The sequence below is a fragment of the Caballeronia sp. LZ062 genome (genome assembly GCF_031450785.1).
Classification (GTDB): domain Bacteria; phylum Pseudomonadota; class Gammaproteobacteria; order Burkholderiales; family Burkholderiaceae; genus Caballeronia.
The window spans coordinates 2,442,341-2,457,554 of sequence record NZ_JARTWB010000002.1 but is presented as its reverse complement, the minus strand read 5'-3'; the positions used below and the strand labels follow the sequence as shown (position 1 = coordinate 2,457,554).

The following is a 15,214-nucleotide window of genomic DNA, read 5'->3' as shown; positions in this document are numbered from 1 at the left end:
GGGCTGTTGCCGGTTGATCTGTGCAGCGGCCCGTTTTTTATTGCTGACGCGGAAAAAACATGGCCAAGAAATCCGACCTGGACGACTATCGCGTTCCGTTCTTCGACGGCGGAAAAAAGCTCAAGGCGTTCGACATCACTTCAGTCGATCCGTCTGCCAAGCCTTTCTCGACAGGCGCGAAAGACGACGACCGCGCGCGCCTCGCTGAAATCGGCGCGCAACTAAACGAGTTGCAGGAGAAGCTGCACGCGCAGCGCCGCGAGCGCGTGCTGCTGGTCCTGCAAGGCATGGACACGAGCGGCAAGGACGGCACGGTGCGCGGCGTGTTTCAGGACGTCGATCCACTCGGCTTGCGCATCGTGCCGTTTCGCGCGCCGACAGAGCGCGAGCTGGCGCACGACTTTCTCTGGCGCGTCCACGCGCAAGCGCCGATGGCGGGCGAACTCGCGATCTTCAACCGCAGCCACTACGAAGACGTGCTCGTGCCGCGCGTGCTGAAGCAAATCGACGACGACGAATGTGAGCGCCGCTATCGTCATATCCGCGAGTTCGAGGCGCTGCTCGCGGATTCGGGCACGACCATCGTCAAATGCTTTCTGCATATTTCGAAGGACGAGCAGCGCAAGCGGCTGCAGGCGCGCATCGACGATCCGACGAAGCACTGGAAATTCGATGTCTCCGATCTCGACGCCCGCAAGCTCTGGGACGACTATCAGCAAGCGTATTCGGTGGCGCTCGGCGCGACCTCGACGGACTACGCGCCGTGGTACATCATTCCGGGCGATTCGAAGCCGCACCGCAACGTGATGGTGGCCGAACTCGTCTTGCGCACGATGCAGGGCATGAAGCTCGAATTCCCGCCGGCGAAGGAATCGCTCACGGGCGTGAAGGTCGAGTAACTCAAACAGAACAAAGGAAGCGTATGTTTCGCGTGATCACCGCCAATCTGAACGGCATTCGTTCGGCTGCCAAGAAAGGCTTCTTCGACTGGTTCGGCGAGCAGGCAGCCGACGTCGTCTGCGTGCAGGAAATCAAGTGCTCGCAGGACGACCTGACGCCCGAGTTCCTCGCGCCGCACGGCTTTCAGGGCTACTTTCAGCACGCGGTCAAGAAGGGCTACAGCGGCGCGGGCGTCTATACGCGTCATGAACCGGACGACGTGATCATCGGTTTCGGCAGCGAAGAGTTCGATCCCGAAGGACGCTACGTGGAAGCGCGCTTCGGCAGGCTTTCTGTGGTGTCGGTGTACGTGCCGTCGGGATCGAGCGGCGAAGAGCGCCAGCAGGCGAAGTATCGCTTCATGGACGAGTTCATGCCGCATCTCGCCGAGCTTTCGAAAGAACGCGAAGTCATTCTGTGCGGCGACGTGAACATCGTGCACAAGGAAATCGACATCAAGAACTGGAAGAGCAATCAGAAGAATTCCGGCTGCCTGCCGGAGGAACGTGCGTGGCTCACGAAGCTCTTCGATGAAGTCGGCTATGTCGACGTCTTCCGCACGCTCGACCAGCGGCCCGAGCAGTACACGTGGTGGAGCAATCGCGGTCAGGCGTATGCGAAGAACGTCGGGTGGCGCATCGACTATCACATCGCGACCAAAGAGGTTGCCGCGACCGCGAAGAGCACGTCGATCTTCCGCGACATCAAGTTCAGCGACCACGCGCCGCTGACGATCGACTACGACTGGAAGGTCGGGAAGAAGTAACTACCGCCCGCTTTTCTTGAACTTGCCCATGCCCGCGTAGTTCGGCAACGCATCGATGCTCTTGCCGACGGCCTTCGCGTAAAGCGGCATCATGTCGGGCATGCGTTTCTCCAGATCCTGCTTGCGGTCCGGCCCGTACGGGTGCATCCAGACGAAGCCGTTGTCCTGGCGGCGCGTGGCCGTATCGATCTTGTTCCACAGCGTGACGGCGGCGCGCGGATCATAGCCCGCGCGCGAGGCAATTTCGCTGCCGATCACGTCGGCTTCGGTTTCGTCGGCAGGCGAATAGCGCATGGCAAGCAGTTGATCGCCAATGCCGAGCGGCGTCGAGCCGACATCCGCGAAGCCGAAAAGCTGCGGCATCGTTCCCGCGGTCAGTTGCTCGGCCTGCTGGCGGCCCAACCGCTCGCGGGCGTGTTCGCGCAGCGCGTGCGCGATCTCGTGGCCCATCATCATGCCGATTTCGTTGTCGTTGAGATGCAGCTTCTCGATCAAGCCGCTATAGACGACGATCTTGCCGCCCGGCAGACAGTACATGCGGATCTCGTTCGACCGCACGACGTTTATTTCCCACTTCCAGTTCTTCGAGCGGTCGTTCCACTTGAGCGCAAACGGAATCTCGTGATTCGCGATATCGCGCACGCGCTTCACCAGCGCGTTGTCGTTCGGCAGCAGCCGCTTGCTGTGCTCCGCGTCGTAGATGATCGCGGCGTAGGCGTCGGCGGACTGCTGTTCGAGCGCCGCAGGCGGAATGAGATTGCGAAAGAGCGCGGTGTTGCCGAAGCGAATCTGGTTGTTCGGCGCGGCGTAAGGCGCGGGAGCGCGCTCTTCGTCCTGCGCACGCGCGCACGGCGATGCGAGCGACGCATACGCCAGCGCGCAAAGAAGCGTGCGCGCGAGCGCGCGGCGCGCGCGGTGGGTCGACATGCGCACCGTCATCGTTTTGGTCTCCAGGGCGCGATTATCGGCAACAGTAACATGCCCGGAATCGACAGCGCGATGCAGACGAGGAAGTATTCGAACCAGCCCGTCCGCGCGACGATGAAGCCGCTCAGCGCCGAGACGACGGTGCGCGGAACCGCCGAGAGGCTCGTGAAAAGCGCGAACTGCGTCGCGGTATAGCGCGGGTCGGTGGTGCTCGCGATGTACGCGGTAAACGTGGCGAGCGTGAGTCCCGTGGCGAACGTCTCGAAGCCGTACAGCACCGCGAGCGCGACCGGCGAGGGGCCGATCTTCGCGAGCCACGCGAAGCCGAATGTCGCGACGATCTGCAAGACGCCGAAAATCCACAGCCCGCGCGCAATGCCGATCTTCACCAGAAACACGCCGCCGATGATGCCGCCCGCGAGACTCGTCCAGAACGCGACCGTCTTCGCGATCACGCCGAGCTGCAATGTCGTGAAGCCGAGGTCGAGGAAGAACTTGGTGGCGAGCGCGGTCGCCATGGTGTCGCCGAGCTTGTACAGAAAGATGAAGCCGAGCACGAGAAGCGCGGAGCGCCAGCCGTCGCGCGTGACGAATTCGTGGAACGGCTCGATGACCGCATCGCGCAGGCTTTTCGGCGGCGTGCCGTGAACGGCCGGCTCCTTCACGACGAGCGTGGTCACGATGCCCGGCACCATGAACAGCGCCGTCACGATAAACACCGTCTTCCACGGCAAGAAGCCCGCGAGAATCAGCGCGAGCGAACCCGGCACGAGGCCGGCCACTTTGTACGCGTTCACGTGAACCGCGTTGCCCAGTCCTTGCTCCGTATCCTCGAGCAGTTCGCGCCGGTACGCGTCGATCGCGATGTCCTGGCTCGCGCTGAACAACGCGAGCAAGCCGGCGATGGCGGCCACCGTCCAGATGTCCTGACTCGGTGAAACGAAGCCGAATGCGCCGATGGCCAGCGCGACGAGCACTTGCGTGACGAGCATCCAGCCGCGCCGCCGGCCCGGCCGCCAGAACGGCAGACGCGGCACGTAACGGTCCATCAGCGGCGCCCAGACGAACTTCCACGTATAGGGCAGCCCGAGCAGCGCGAACAGACCGATCTGTTTGACGTCGATGTGCTCTTTCGTGAGCCACGCCTGCAACAGACTCAACAACGTGAAAAGCGGCAATCCCGACGTAAAGCCGAGAAAGACGCAGATCAGGATGCGCGCGTTGAGAAACGCGTGCCAGCGGGGATGTTCTTCGTGAGCAGTTAGAGCGGGCGCCTCGTGTGGCGTGTCGGGCATGTCGATGTTGGAGAAGCGTTGTCGATGCGCGATGCGCCGGGTCGCATCACCGGCGCTTCACGCGATAGACCGCAAGACTACCACGCCAGTTCGCGCCCCAACGGATGGCCTGCCCGCCGTGCAGCACCACGCGGTCCAGAATCTCGATGCCCACTTCCGGCGCGAGCGCCTCGAAGTCCTTGATGGTCAGCACCCGCACGTTCGGCGTGTTGTGCCACTGATACGGCAGCGACTTCGACACCGGCATGCGGCCCTGAATGACCGAAAGCCGGTGCGGCCAATACCCGAAGTTCGGAAACGAGACGATGCATTCGCGCCCCACGCGCACCGTTTCACGCAAGATCGCCGCCGTTTGATGAATGGTCTGCAGCGTCTGCGAGAGGATGGCAAAGTCGAAGCTGTCGTCTTCGAAGAGGCGCAGACCGTCTTCGAGATTCTGCTGAATCACGTTGACGCCTTTCTGCGCGCACGCGAGCACGCCGGCGTCGTTGATTTCGATGCCGTAGCCGTTCACTTCCAGCTCTTCGGCGAGCAGCGCGAGCAGCGAACCGTCACCGCAGCCGAGATCGAGCACGGTCGAGCGCGGTTCGACCCAGCGAGCGATTGCCCGGAAGTCCGAGCGCAGCGCGAGCGAATCAAGCGTGTTCTGGTTCATGCGCCGATCTCCGTGGCAATGCGTTCGTAGTAGGCGCGCATCAGGTTGTGATAGCGCGCATCGTCGAGCAGGAAGGCGTCGTGGCCGTGCGGCGCGTCGATTTCGGCGTAGCTCACCGTGCGCTTGTTGTCGAGCAACGCCTTCACGATTTCGCGCGAACGCGCGGGCGCGAAACGCCAGTCCGTCGTGAAGCTCGCGATCAGATACTTCGCCTTCGTGCGGCCGAGCGCCTGCGTGAGATCGCCGTCGTAGGCTTTGGCGGGGTCGAAATAATCGAGCGCGCGCGTGATGAGCAAGTACGTGTTGGCGTCGAAGTATTCGGCGAACTTGTCCGCCTGATAGCGCAGATACGACTCCACTTCGAACTCCACGTCGAAGTTGAAGTTGTACGCGTCGAGCGCGCCTTCTGCACGGCGCAGTGCGCGGCCGAATTTCACGGCCATGTCGTCGTCTGAGAGATACGTGATGTGGCCGATCATGCGCGCGACACGCAAGCCCCGGCGCGGCTTCACGCCGTGCGCGTAATAGTCGCCGCCGTGGAAGTCGGGGTCCGAGAGAATCGCGGAGCGCGCGGTTTCGTTGAACGCGATGTTCTGCGCCGAGAGCTTCGGCGTCGAAGCGATCACGATGCAATGCCCGAGCCGCTCCGGGTACATGAGGCTCCACGCGAGCGCCTGCATGCCGCCGAGACTGCCGCCCATGACGGCGGCGAATCGCTCGATGCCGAAGCGGTCGGCGACGCGCGCCTGCGCATGCACCCAGTCTTCCACCGTGACCACGGGAAAGCGCGCGCCGTAGGGCTTGCCGGTCGTGCGGTCGATGCTCATCGGCCCGGTCGAGCCGAAGCACGAGCCGAAGTTGTTCACGCCGATCACGAAGAAGCGATTGGTGTCGAGCGGCTTGCCGGGCCCGACCATGTTGTCCCACCAGCCGACGTCCTTCGGATTGTCGGCGTAGACGCCCGCGACATGATGCGACGCGTTGAGCGCATGGCAGACGAGCACCGCGTTCGAGCGCGCGGCGTTGAGCTCACCGTACGTTTCGACGACGAGTTCGTAGTCGCCGAGCGAACTGCCGCTCTGAAGCACGAGCGGCTCGGAAAAGCGCAAGGTTTGGGGAGTGACGATGCCGATGGATTCCATTCATTCCGCCTTTACTGGGCGGCTAAACGGTGTCGGCTGGGCGCGAAGAAGCGGAAGATAGGCGCGGCTGACGACCTCTTTAGCCGCATTTATAGTGAATCCGAGCAATGCCATGCCCTGGTTCGCGCGCCCGCAATCGAGTCAGCAAATCGGCGCGTGTTCAATTCTGTCAAGCGGTGAAGTATAGCGGAAAACGTAATAAAGCCGCCAATCGTGACGGCGGCCGCCGGCTTGGGTGGCGCGTCGTTTTCTGTCTATATTGTCTAGGCATCGCGCCTTGCCGGGAATAGACATGAAACCGAGTCGCGTCAGACCGCTGAGTCATTTGAAGAGCCGCGCAGCCGAGATGATCCGCAACGTCGTGGAAAGCCGCGAGCCGATGCTCATCACACAGAACGGCGAAGCGAAAGTCGTCGTGCAGGACGTGCAGTCCTACGAGGATCTGCATCAGACCGTGGCGCTGCTCAAGATTCTCGCGATGGGACAGAAGTACATCGAGGCGGGACATTGCATCAGCGCGGTCGATTTTTTCGCTGAGATCGAGCGGCTCGACAAGGAAGAGGGCCTCAAATGAAGACCGTCTTTCTCGATCCCGTCCGGCAGGACTTGCAGGACTTCCGGCGCTATGTCATCAACAAGTTCGGCGGCACCGCATGGAAAGTGACGCGCGACAAGATAGCGGATGCTGTCGCGGACATCGAGGCTTCCTCGCGCAAGGGCGCGACGCCGCCCGAACTCGTCGACTTTCGCATGACGGGCTATTACGAAGTCGTTAGCGGGACGAATCGAATCATCTACAAGGTCGACGACGACACGATCTACGTGCATCTCGTCGTCGATAGTCGTTCGGACCTCGAAGACATTCTCGCGCGGCGGCTTTTCCGAATTTAGCCGCCCGCCGCCCGCCGCCCGAGCGCGCCGCCGCGCATGCCGAGCGTCAGCGCCCGCAAGGACTGCACCGTGCGGTCCACGTAGTGCGGCCTGCCCGTACCAGGCAAGCGCGCGGAGACCGCGCCCGCCGACGTGCGCGCCGCCGGCAGATGCCCGACGATCCACACAGTACGGATGCCGAGCCGCCGATAGCTCTTCAAATGCCCGCGCGTGTCTTCGACCAGAATCGCATCGGCGAGGCGCACGTGCGCGCGCCGCATCGCACGGCGAAGCATCGGCGCGTCGGGCTTCGAGCGCCAGCGGTCGCCTTCGCGCATGTCCTCGATCGCGATCACGCGCTCGAACAGCCGCTCGATGCCGAGTTCCGCGAGCACGGCGCGCGCGTACACGGACGGCGCGTTGGTCAGCACGATCTTGCGGCCCGGCAGCGCGCGCAGCGTTCGGCCGATACCGCGTTCGGCGCGCAGCATCGACGGAAGATCGGCGAATGTGTGGACGACGTGCAGAAAGTCGGCCGGATCGACGCCGTGATGCTTCACGAGCCCGACGAGCGTCGCGCCGTACCGCACCGTATAGCCGACGCGCAGCCGATTCGCCTCGTCCACATCCACGCCGAGCCGGTCCATGATGTACTGCGTCATCGCGCGATTGATGGCCGGGAAGATCTGATGCGACGCGTGATGCAGCGTGTTGTCGAGATCGAAGAGCCAGACCGGGACGCGCGGTTCGACGCGGCGGCGGCGAGAAGTCGTATGCAAATTCATTGCGCGAAAAGAAACGCCCGCGCGGAGGCGGGCGTCGTCATGAAATGAGCGGGGCTCAATGCGAGCGAATCATCGTGCCGAACGGCTGTTCGGTCAGGATTTCCAGCAGCACCGAATGCTCGATGCGCCCGTCGATGATGTGCACCGAGCGCACGCCGCTCTTAGCGGCATCCAGCGCCGACGAGATTTTCGGCAGCATGCCGCCGGAAATGGTGCCGTCGGCGAAAAGCGCGTCGATTTCGCGCGCCGAAAGGTCCGTGAGCAGATTGCCTTCCTTGTCCATCACGCCGGGAATGTTGGTCATCATGACGAGCTTTTCGGCGTTCAGCACGACCGCCAGCTTGCCCGCCACGAGATCCGCGTTGATGTTGTAGGAGAGGCCGTCTTCGCCGAAGCCGATAGGCGAGATCACCGGAATGAACGCGTCGTCCTGAAGCGCCTTCACCACAGCCGGGTTAATGGCTTCGACTTCGCCCACTTGCCCGATGTCGATGAACTGTCCCGGATTGTCGCGGTCCGGCATCATCAGCTTTCGCGCGTGGATAAGTCCGCCGTCTTTGCCGGTGAGGCCGACCGCGTGGCCGCCGAAGTGATTGATGAGCGTGACGATGTCCTGCTGCACTTCGCCGCCGAGCACCCACTCGACGACTTCCATCGTCTCTTCGTCGGTAACGCGCATGCCCTGAATGAACGTGCCCTGCTTGCCGATTTTCTTCAGCGCCTGGTCGATCTGCGGGCCGCCGCCGTGGACGATCACCGGGTTGATACCGACGAGCTTCAGCAGAATGACGTCGCGCGCGAAGCCTTGCTTCAGGCGCTCTTCGGTCATGGCATTGCCGCCGTATTTGATCACGACCGTCTTGCCGTGATATTGACGAATATAGGGCAGCGCCTCGGCCAGTATTTCAGCTTTCAGGGTAGGCGCGATCTGCGTGAGGTCGGGAAGGTCGGACATGGCGGCAGTCGAGGCGAAGAGCGTTTAAACACGGCGAATTGTACAGGACCGATGCGGCGCGACATGACGTTTTGCCGCGACGCCGCCGCGTTTTCCGGCGCGGCTGGCGACGTGCGATCATCGTTGAACTTCTCGATGTCACGAATGCGTCACCATGACGAAAACACCGCCTCGAACCGACGGGCGGTCCGCCGTCTGCACCCGCTGCGGCGCGACGTTCCGATGCGGCTCGGTCGCGGGCGACGCCGGCTGCTGGTGCGCGTCGCTGCCCGCGCTGCCACCCGAGCGTCTGCGCGACGGCGACACGTGTCTGTGCCGCGCATGTCTGCTCGCGGAATTAGCGAAGTCCGGGACGCCGGGATAGCAGAGCGCATGCCGTCCAGGGTGCGACAAATCGCGCCAGCGGCGGTTCGGCGGCGCGCGCAAGCGGGATAATGCCGCATGAACCACGAACTTGCCGGCGCGCGTTTTTGCTGCCGGCGCGCACTCGAAGGCCCATGCATCGCATAACGAATACCGGTCGCGTCAACCTCGGCCATCTCTTCTGGCTCCGTTCGCTCGCGATCATCGGCCAGTTGACGACCATCGCCGTCGTGCAGATTTCGTTCGGCGCGAATCTGCCGCTGCCGGCCATGTTGCTCGTGATCGCGCTGGAAATGGTCTTCAACGGGCTGACGTGGCTGCGCGTCGCGCGGGCGCGCCCGGAGACGAATCTCGAACTCTTCGGGCAGATGTGCGTCGATCTCGGCGCGCTCTCGGCGTTGCTCTTCTTGTCTGGCGGCGCGACCAATCCGTTCGTCACGCTGTATCTGCCGTCGCTTGCCATTGCCGCCGCCATTCTGCCGTGGCACATGATGGCGTGTCTCGCGCTCTTTGCCGTCGCGTGTTACGCGCTTCTCAGCTACAACTACGTGCCGCTCAATATCGAGAATCCGGCGAATCTCTTCGATTATTTCCGCCTCGGCCTGTGGGTCAACTTCATGGTGAGCGTGGGCTTGATCGGATGGTTCGTCGCGCGGATGTCGAGGGCGCTGCGCGTGCGTGACGCCGCGCTCGCCGACGCGCAGCAGCGTCATTTGCGCGATGAACGCGCCGTCGCGCTCGGCGTGCAGGCGGCGACCGTCGCGCACGAAATGGGCACGCCGCTCTCCACCATTGCCATGCTTTCCGAAGAATTGCGCGACGCCGCCGCGCATGACCGCAATCTCGCGCCCTACGCCGACGACTTCGAATTGCTCGAACAGCAAATGGCGCTGTGCACGTCGGCGCTCGCACGGCTGCGCAGCCGCGCGAGCGGGCCGTCGAACCGGCAGGCGCTCGACGAATGGCTCGCGAGCTTCATCGAGCAATGGCGGCTGCGTCATCCGCAGGTGAAGTTCGAGCAGGTGGGCGACGCGCCGGCTGGCGCGTCCATCGACGACGCGGTGGCCGTCGGCCAGATCCTCACGATTCTGCTCGACAACGCCGCGCGCGCGAGCAGCGAATTCGTGACGCTGCAAGCCAACGCGGAAACCGAAGACGGCGCGCGCTACGTGCGCTTCGAAGTGTGCGATCGCGGTCCGGGCATTCCGCCCGCGCTGCGCGGCTCGCTCGGCGCAGGACCGGTCGACAGCACGCAGGGCGGCCACGGCGTCGGGCTCTATCTGGCGTTCGCGGCGGCGGCGCGGCTCAACGGTTCCATCGACCTGTTCGAGGGCGAGCCGCGCGGCACGCGTGCCGTGCTCAAGGTGCCGAATCGGGGCGCGGCGGCGGCGCCGGTTGCGGCGGCGCGTATGGAATCAAGCGGCGCGGCGTAAGGCTGCTCCACCAAGAGAAGCAAGGAGAATCGAAAAATGAGCGATAACAACTTCCTGATCATCGACGACGACGAGGTCTTCTCGGGCATTCTCGCGCGCGGACTGGCGCGTCGCGGCTACACGGCGCATCAGGCGCACAACGCGGAGGAAGCCGTGAAGCTCGCGAATCAGCACAAGTTCGGTCAGATCACGGTGGACCTGCATCTGGGCAACGATTCCGGGCTGCGCCTCGTTGCGCCGTTGCGCGACCTGCAGCCGGACGCGCGCATTCTCGTGCTGACCGGCTACGCGAGCATTGCGACGGCCGTGCAGGCGGTGAAAGACGGCGCGGACAACTATCTGGCGAAGCCCGCGAATGTAGAGTCGATTCTGCTGGCGCTTCAGGAAGAGGCGAGTGAGCAGACGGCCGAGGAAGCCATCGAGCATCCGACGCTGCTTTCGGTCGCACGGCTCGAGTGGGAACACATTCAGCGGGCGCTGGCGGAGAACAACGGCAATATCTCGGCAACGGCGCGCGCGCTCAACATGCACCGCCGCACGTTGCAACGGAAGCTGGCGAAGAAGCCGGTGCGCCAGTAGACGAACAGCTAGGCCGCAGAAACACGAACAAAAAAAAGAACCGCCCAAGCCGGGGAACGAGGGCGGTAATCGGAGAGTTGCAACGACTACGTGCATATACATGGGGATATGCACGAACACAGCATACGTTGCAGCATCGCGCCCTTATATACGAAAAATCCTAAAAGTAGGAAGTCTCCTAGTCATCTGCTTGTTAGCAGCAAGTAAGGCATCTCCTTCGCCCGTATTTCAACGGCACATCGCGCTAACGCTCCACGAAACCGACTCGGGCCAGTGCCCGCGTTGCCGTGCGGATGCCGGCCCGCGCCGCCGCCCGTCCGCGCGTCGACGCATCGAGCAACGCCGCGTCGAACAGTGACCGCAATCACGTATGCAGCATCGCCTGTAGGCGCACCGAAAGCTTGAGGCGTTCGCCCGCAGGCCGCTGCCCATTCCGCGCAAACGCCGGTCGTCCCGCCATCCGGCGACCGCGAAGCGGACATGGCGCGATAGCGCCCCGCAAGCTCAATCTCTGCCAAATCCCTCGCAACATCGCATAAGCAACACCGATTTTCGGCTCGCTTGCCTCCGTTCAGCCCACTCCGTACACTCGCGCCTGTCCGAAGAATCAAGCGCGCCGCGTGGCCGGCGCATCATCGCCGAGAAGGAGAGCTGCCCATGTCCGATTCCTATTTCCCGCGCTGGCCCGAGCAGCCGAATGCCGAAGGCGGGCGCGTCGTCGGGCCTGACGAGCGCCTGCCCTGGCCGCAAATGATCGCGATGGGCGTCCAGCACGTCGTCGCGATGTTCGGCTCCACCGTCCTCGCGCCGCTCCTGATGGGCTTCGATCCGAATCTCTGCATCTTCATGTCCGGCATCGGCACGCTGCTGTTCTTCGTGCTCGTCGGCGGGCGCGTGCCGAGCTATCTCGGCTCCAGCTTCGCGTTCATCGGTCTCGTGATCGCGGTCACGGGCTACGGCGGGCACGGTCTCAACGCGAACATTCCAGTCGCGCTCGGCGGCATCATCGCGTGCGGCGTGGCGTATGCGGTCATCGGCGCAATCGTCGCGGCCATCGGCACGCGCTGGATCGAAGCGCTGATGCCGCCCGTCGTCACCGGCTCCATCGTCTGCGTGATCGGCCTGAATCTCGCGCCCATCGCCGTGAAAGGCGTGAGCGGCAGCAACTTCGACTCGTGGATGGCGCTCGTCACCGTGCTGTGCGTGGGCGGCGTCGCGGTCTTTGCGCGCGGCATGGCGCAGCGGCTCTTGATTCTGATCGGCCTCGCGATTGCCTACATCATCTACGCGGTGCTGACGAACGGCATGGGCATGGGCAAGCCCATCGACTTCGCCATCGTCTCGAACGCCGCGTGGTTCGGCTTGCCGCACTTCACCGCGCCCGTGTTCCAGCCGCAGGCGATGACGCTGCTTGCGCCCATCGCCATCATTCTCGTCGCGGAAAATCTCGGCCACATCAAGGCGGTCGGCGCGATGACCGGACGCAGCCTCGACAAATACATCGGCCGCGCGTTCATCGGCGACGGCCTGGCGACCATCGTTTCCGGTTTCGCGGGCGGCACGGGCGTCACGACTTACGCGGAAAACATCGGCGTGATGGCGGTCACGAAAATCTACTCGACGCTCGTCTTCGTGATCGCGGCGCTCTTCGCCATCGTGCTCGGCTTTTCGCCGAAGTTCGGCGCGCTGATCCAGACCATCCCCGGCCCTGTGCTCGGCGGCGTGTCGATTGTCGTGTTCGGGCTGATCGCGGTAACGGGCGCGCGCATCTGGGTCGTCAACAAGGTGGACTTTTCGGACAACCGCAATCTGATTGTCGCGGCGGTGACGCTCGTGCTGGGCGCGGGCGATTTCACGCTCAAGCTCGGCGGCTTTGCGCTCGGCGGCATCGGCACCGCGACGTTCGGCGCGATTATTTTCTATGCGATCCTGCGCCGGCGCGGGGCGGGTGTGGTTTGATGTTTGGTCGACATCGCGCCCGGCGCGGCGCGAAGTCGACGCTCAAGGCGTTGATTCGCGCGTGCCATTACGTTCGACGCTAATCTCGACGACCATGCTCAAGCGTTGGCTGCGAACTGCGTTGCGCCCGCGCCGAGGCCCAAGTGCCACTACTCTCCGGGCATTCCTCCTTACGCGATTCGGACGGACGCCGGTCGGGACGGACGTAGCTGACGCGTCGTTGGCGCTCGCGGCGCGAACGGTGGCCTAACGCTCTAGATGCCGGTACGGCGATCAACTCCACCCTGCTCAAGCGTTGGCTGCGAGCTGCGTTGCGCCCGCACCGAGGCCCAAGCGCCAGTAAGCTCCGGGCATTGCTCCTCAAGCGATTCGGACGGACGCCGGTCCGGTCGGACGTAGCTGACGCGTCGTTGCCGCTCGCGGCGCGAACGGTGGCCCAACGCTTGAGACACCGGTACGCGCGATCAACTCAACATCTCCTGCGTCCCCGCGGCTTGCGCGTGACTCACGTGTCGTTGGCGCCGATGGGAACGTCGACCGCCACTCCCGCCGGCGCCAAGCCACGGCGGGGCGGCGGCCAATACGCGGACATCACTTCGACGCGCTTCCGCGAGGCCGGCTCGTCTGATGCGTCGTCGAAGCCAGTACGCATCACCTTGTGCGCGATGAGCTCCGGCGTGGCTTCACGCCGCGCCAACCCTCAAGCCGTCATCCCCCGCTTACGATTCACGATCGCCGTCTCCGAAAGATCGATCTCCCGCATCAGCTTGTTCAGCGTTTCATCGTTGATCGCCTGGTCCGTTCTCAACTGCAGCAGCTCCGCGCGCTCGGCCCGCAGCGCCGCCATCTTGAGCCGCGTCTCCACGATTTCGCTCTTTCTCGCCGCCACGCGCGGCGCTTCTTCGTCGCCGAGAGATTCCAGCCGCCGCCGATAGACGTCCATCACGCGCGCCGTCGAATCGGCGCAGCGGGCGGACGCTGTTTCGTCCATGGTGTCTGTGAGCAGCGTGTGCGTTTCGTCGATGGCGCGGATCGCCGCCTGCGCCGCGCGCCGGCGCGCCAGCCGTTCCTCGGCCGCATGCGGATTGCGCTCGCGCTTCGCGCCGCGCAGTACCACCGGCAAGCCGACCACAGCGATCAGCAGCGAAGCGAGAATCACCGCCGACGCAATGAAAATAGCCAGATCGCGGCCGGCGAGCGCCGCGCCGTTGTCGAGCGTGACCGGCAGCGAAAGCACGCCCGCGAGCGTCACCGCGCCGCGCACGCCGCCAATCGTCGTCAGCGCCAGCGTGCGAATGCCCGGCGCGGCGCTTTCGATGCCGACCTTTGCCGCGCTGCGGCTCGCGACCCAGCGCAGGCAATACACCCACACGAAGCGCAGCGCGTAGAGTGCGAGCACCGTCGCGATCACGTAGCCGATCAGCAGGCCGACTTGCGCGTTGCCGTCCTGATGCGCCTCGATCAGCGCGCGGCCGATGATGTGCGGCAACTGCAAACCGAGCAGGATGAACACCATGCCGTTGAACACGAACTCGATCATCGTCCACGTGCTCGTCATGCGCACGCGCACGGCGCTCGGAATGGTCGCGCGCAGGCTCTGGATGTTCATCATCATCCCGGCTGAAACCGCCGCCAGAATGCCCGAGCAGCCCGCGCGCTCCGAAATGACGTAGGCGGCGAACGGAATCAGCACGGTGAGGATCACGCCCGCGGCGGGATCGTCGTCTTCGGAAAATTTGAGCACGCGCGCCGGAATCTCGGTGACGATCCAGCTGATCGCGGCGCCGATCGCAAGACCGCCCACCGAAATCACGACGAAGCTGATGGCCGCCTCGTGCAGCGAGAACACGCCGGTCAGCGCCGCCGCGATGGCGAACTTCAGCGCGACGAGACCGGAGGCGTCGTTCATCAACGCTTCGCCTTCCAGTATGTGCATGAGGTTCGCCGGAATGCGGTTGCGCCCGGCGATGCCCGTGAGCGCGACGGCATCGGTGGGCGACAGCACGGCCGCGAGCGCGAAGGCGACGGGCAGCGGCATCGCGGGAATCATCCAGTGCAGGAAGTAGCCGAGCGCGCCGACGGTGATGAACACGAGCCCGAGCGCGAGCATGAGAACGGCGCGGCGCGCGAGATACAGCTCGCGCTTCGGAATGCGCCAGCCGTCCGCGAACAGCAGCGGCGGGATGAACAGCAGCATGAACAGTTCGGGATCGAACGTGACGTGCAGCCGGAAGCCGGGCCACGCGAGCATGGCGCCGATGGCGATTTGAATGAGCGGCAGCGGCAGCTTGACCGGCAGCAGGCTGAGGCCGACGCCGGACAGCGCCACGATCATCAGCAGGATGAGAACGGTGAAGACGATTTCCATGCCGGATGCGGGACGCGCGGCGTCCGTTGGTTGTTCGAGGCGACGCGAGAGTGTAGCCCGGCATTCGGTCCACGACATGTCCCGGCGACGCACATCGACGGTGCGCGTGCATGCGTTTACCGCCTGTTCCCGGTGCATGAAGCATGCAAACGCCCGACAAATGCGGCGGCATCGCGCG

The 15,214-nt window shown here is 64.1% G+C and carries 15 protein-coding genes; 8 read left to right on the top strand and 7 right to left on the bottom strand.

The genetic code is table 11. From position 1 onward, the window contains the following. The first annotated feature begins 59 nt into the window (after positions 1-59). Together P9239_RS17550 and P9239_RS17545 are read left to right on the top strand one after the other, a co-directional pair. The gene (locus tag P9239_RS17550) at positions 60-899 is read left to right on the top strand and encodes a polyphosphate kinase 2 family protein (RefSeq protein WP_309753122.1); all 840 of its coding nucleotides are present in this window, start codon (positions 60-62) and stop codon (positions 897-899) included. A 23-nt stretch (positions 900-922) separates the two neighbouring features. Further along, complete coding sequence (locus tag P9239_RS17545; RefSeq protein WP_309753120.1) at positions 923-1,705, top strand: exodeoxyribonuclease III; 783 nt, start codon at positions 923-925, stop codon at positions 1,703-1,705. On the opposite strand, the gene P9239_RS17540 is transcribed toward P9239_RS17545, so the two are convergent. Genes P9239_RS17540 through P9239_RS17525 form a run of 4 tightly spaced genes read right to left on the bottom strand, consistent with a single transcriptional unit; the run spans position 1,706 to position 5,724 of the window. Then, positions 1,706-2,632, bottom strand: coding sequence for a M48 family metallopeptidase (locus P9239_RS17540; protein WP_309753119.1), 927 nt, complete (start codon positions 2,630-2,632; stop codon positions 1,706-1,708). Between the two features lie 8 nt (positions 2,633-2,640). Continuing rightward, positions 2,641-3,927: an AmpG family muropeptide MFS transporter gene (locus P9239_RS17535; RefSeq protein WP_309753116.1), complete on the bottom strand. Its 1,287-nt coding sequence runs from the start codon at positions 3,925-3,927 to the stop codon at positions 2,641-2,643. Between the two features lie 46 nt (positions 3,928-3,973). Further along, positions 3,974-4,582 (bottom strand): methionine biosynthesis protein MetW, encoded by a 609-nt coding sequence (gene metW, locus P9239_RS17530; protein ID WP_309753114.1) that lies wholly within the window; start codon positions 4,580-4,582, stop codon positions 3,974-3,976. After that, positions 4,579-5,724, bottom strand: coding sequence for a homoserine O-acetyltransferase (locus P9239_RS17525; protein ID WP_309753112.1), 1,146 nt, complete (start codon positions 5,722-5,724; stop codon positions 4,579-4,581). Before P9239_RS17525 ends, metW begins: the two co-directional genes overlap by 4 nt. 292 nt (positions 5,725-6,016) lie before the next feature. Here P9239_RS17525 and P9239_RS17520 point away from each other — a divergent pair, with 292 nt between their 5' ends. Further along, positions 6,017-6,298 carry a type II toxin-antitoxin system Phd/YefM family antitoxin gene (locus tag P9239_RS17520; protein WP_309753110.1) on the top strand — a complete coding sequence of 94 codons (282 nt, stop codon included), beginning with the start codon at positions 6,017-6,019 and terminating at the stop codon, positions 6,296-6,298. Further along, entirely contained in the window at positions 6,295-6,615 is a 321-nt protein-coding gene (locus tag P9239_RS17515; protein ID WP_309753107.1) for a type II toxin-antitoxin system RelE/ParE family toxin, read from the top strand. Before P9239_RS17520 ends, P9239_RS17515 begins: the two co-directional genes overlap by 4 nt. Here P9239_RS17515 and P9239_RS17510 read toward each other — a convergent pair. Then, the gene (locus P9239_RS17510) at positions 6,612-7,379 is read right to left on the bottom strand and encodes a pyrimidine 5'-nucleotidase (protein ID WP_404979993.1); all 768 of its coding nucleotides are present in this window, start codon (positions 7,377-7,379) and stop codon (positions 6,612-6,614) included. The two genes, P9239_RS17515 and P9239_RS17510, sit on opposite strands and share 4 nt — an antisense overlap. A gap of 55 nt (positions 7,380-7,434) precedes the next feature. Beyond that, positions 7,435-8,334: an acetylglutamate kinase gene (argB, locus tag P9239_RS17505; RefSeq protein WP_159837600.1), complete on the bottom strand. Its 900-nt coding sequence runs from the start codon at positions 8,332-8,334 to the stop codon at positions 7,435-7,437. Positions 8,335-8,488: 154 nt separating this feature from the next. Between argB and P9239_RS17500 the strand changes: the two genes are divergently transcribed. The 4 genes from P9239_RS17500 (at position 8,489) to P9239_RS17485 (ending at position 12,668) form a co-directional block, all read left to right on the top strand. Further along, a complete protein-coding gene (locus tag P9239_RS17500) occupies positions 8,489-8,698 on the top strand; it encodes a cysteine-rich CWC family protein (protein WP_309753102.1) in 210 nt (69 codons plus the stop codon). A 133-nt stretch (positions 8,699-8,831) separates the two neighbouring features. Next, positions 8,832-10,130 carry an ATP-binding protein gene (locus tag P9239_RS17495; protein WP_309753100.1) on the top strand — a complete coding sequence of 433 codons (1,299 nt, stop codon included), beginning with the start codon at positions 8,832-8,834 and terminating at the stop codon, positions 10,128-10,130. A 36-nt stretch (positions 10,131-10,166) separates the two neighbouring features. Next, on the top strand, positions 10,167-10,709 hold the full coding sequence (locus P9239_RS17490; protein ID WP_244847655.1) for a response regulator transcription factor: 543 nt from the start codon (positions 10,167-10,169) through the stop codon (positions 10,707-10,709). Between the two features lie 657 nt (positions 10,710-11,366). Beyond that, on the top strand, positions 11,367-12,668 hold the full coding sequence (locus tag P9239_RS17485; RefSeq protein WP_309753094.1) for a solute carrier family 23 protein: 1,302 nt from the start codon (positions 11,367-11,369) through the stop codon (positions 12,666-12,668). A gap of 700 nt (positions 12,669-13,368) precedes the next feature. Here P9239_RS17485 and P9239_RS17480 read toward each other — a convergent pair. Then, positions 13,369-15,036 (bottom strand): Na+/H+ antiporter, encoded by a 1,668-nt coding sequence (locus P9239_RS17480; RefSeq protein WP_309753092.1) that lies wholly within the window; start codon positions 15,034-15,036, stop codon positions 13,369-13,371. Between the last annotated feature and the right edge of the window lie 178 nt (positions 15,037-15,214).

What these genes read in the sequence shown, in the direction of transcription:
- P9239_RS17550 (WP_309753122.1), top strand. Translation starts at nt 60, where the DNA reads ATGGCCAAGAAATCCGACCTGGACGACTATCGCGTTCCGTTCTTCGAC.
- P9239_RS17545 (WP_309753120.1), top strand. Translation starts at nt 923, where the DNA reads ATGTTTCGCGTGATCACCGCCAATCTGAACGGCATTCGTTCGGCTGCC.
- P9239_RS17540 (WP_309753119.1), bottom strand. Translation starts at nt 2,632, where the DNA reads ATGTCGACCCACCGCGCGCGCCGCGCGCTCGCGCGCACGCTTCTTTGC.
- P9239_RS17535 (WP_309753116.1), bottom strand. Translation starts at nt 3,927, where the DNA reads ATGCCCGACACGCCACACGAGGCGCCCGCTCTAACTGCTCACGAAGAA.
- metW (WP_309753114.1), bottom strand. Translation starts at nt 4,582, where the DNA reads ATGAACCAGAACACGCTTGATTCGCTCGCGCTGCGCTCGGACTTCCGG.
- P9239_RS17525 (WP_309753112.1), bottom strand. Translation starts at nt 5,724, where the DNA reads ATGGAATCCATCGGCATCGTCACTCCCCAAACCTTGCGCTTTTCCGAG.
- P9239_RS17520 (WP_309753110.1), top strand. Translation starts at nt 6,017, where the DNA reads ATGAAACCGAGTCGCGTCAGACCGCTGAGTCATTTGAAGAGCCGCGCA.
- P9239_RS17515 (WP_309753107.1), top strand. Translation starts at nt 6,295, where the DNA reads ATGAAGACCGTCTTTCTCGATCCCGTCCGGCAGGACTTGCAGGACTTC.
- P9239_RS17510 (WP_404979993.1), bottom strand. Translation starts at nt 7,379, where the DNA reads ATGAATTTGCATACGACTTCTCGCCGCCGCCGCGTCGAACCGCGCGTC.
- argB (WP_159837600.1), bottom strand. Translation starts at nt 8,334, where the DNA reads ATGTCCGACCTTCCCGACCTCACGCAGATCGCGCCTACCCTGAAAGCT.
- P9239_RS17500 (WP_309753102.1), top strand. Translation starts at nt 8,489, where the DNA reads ATGACGAAAACACCGCCTCGAACCGACGGGCGGTCCGCCGTCTGCACC.
- P9239_RS17495 (WP_309753100.1), top strand. Translation starts at nt 8,832, where the DNA reads ATGCATCGCATAACGAATACCGGTCGCGTCAACCTCGGCCATCTCTTC.
- P9239_RS17490 (WP_244847655.1), top strand. Translation starts at nt 10,167, where the DNA reads ATGAGCGATAACAACTTCCTGATCATCGACGACGACGAGGTCTTCTCG.
- P9239_RS17485 (WP_309753094.1), top strand. Translation starts at nt 11,367, where the DNA reads ATGTCCGATTCCTATTTCCCGCGCTGGCCCGAGCAGCCGAATGCCGAA.
- P9239_RS17480 (WP_309753092.1), bottom strand. Translation starts at nt 15,036, where the DNA reads ATGGAAATCGTCTTCACCGTTCTCATCCTGCTGATGATCGTGGCGCTG.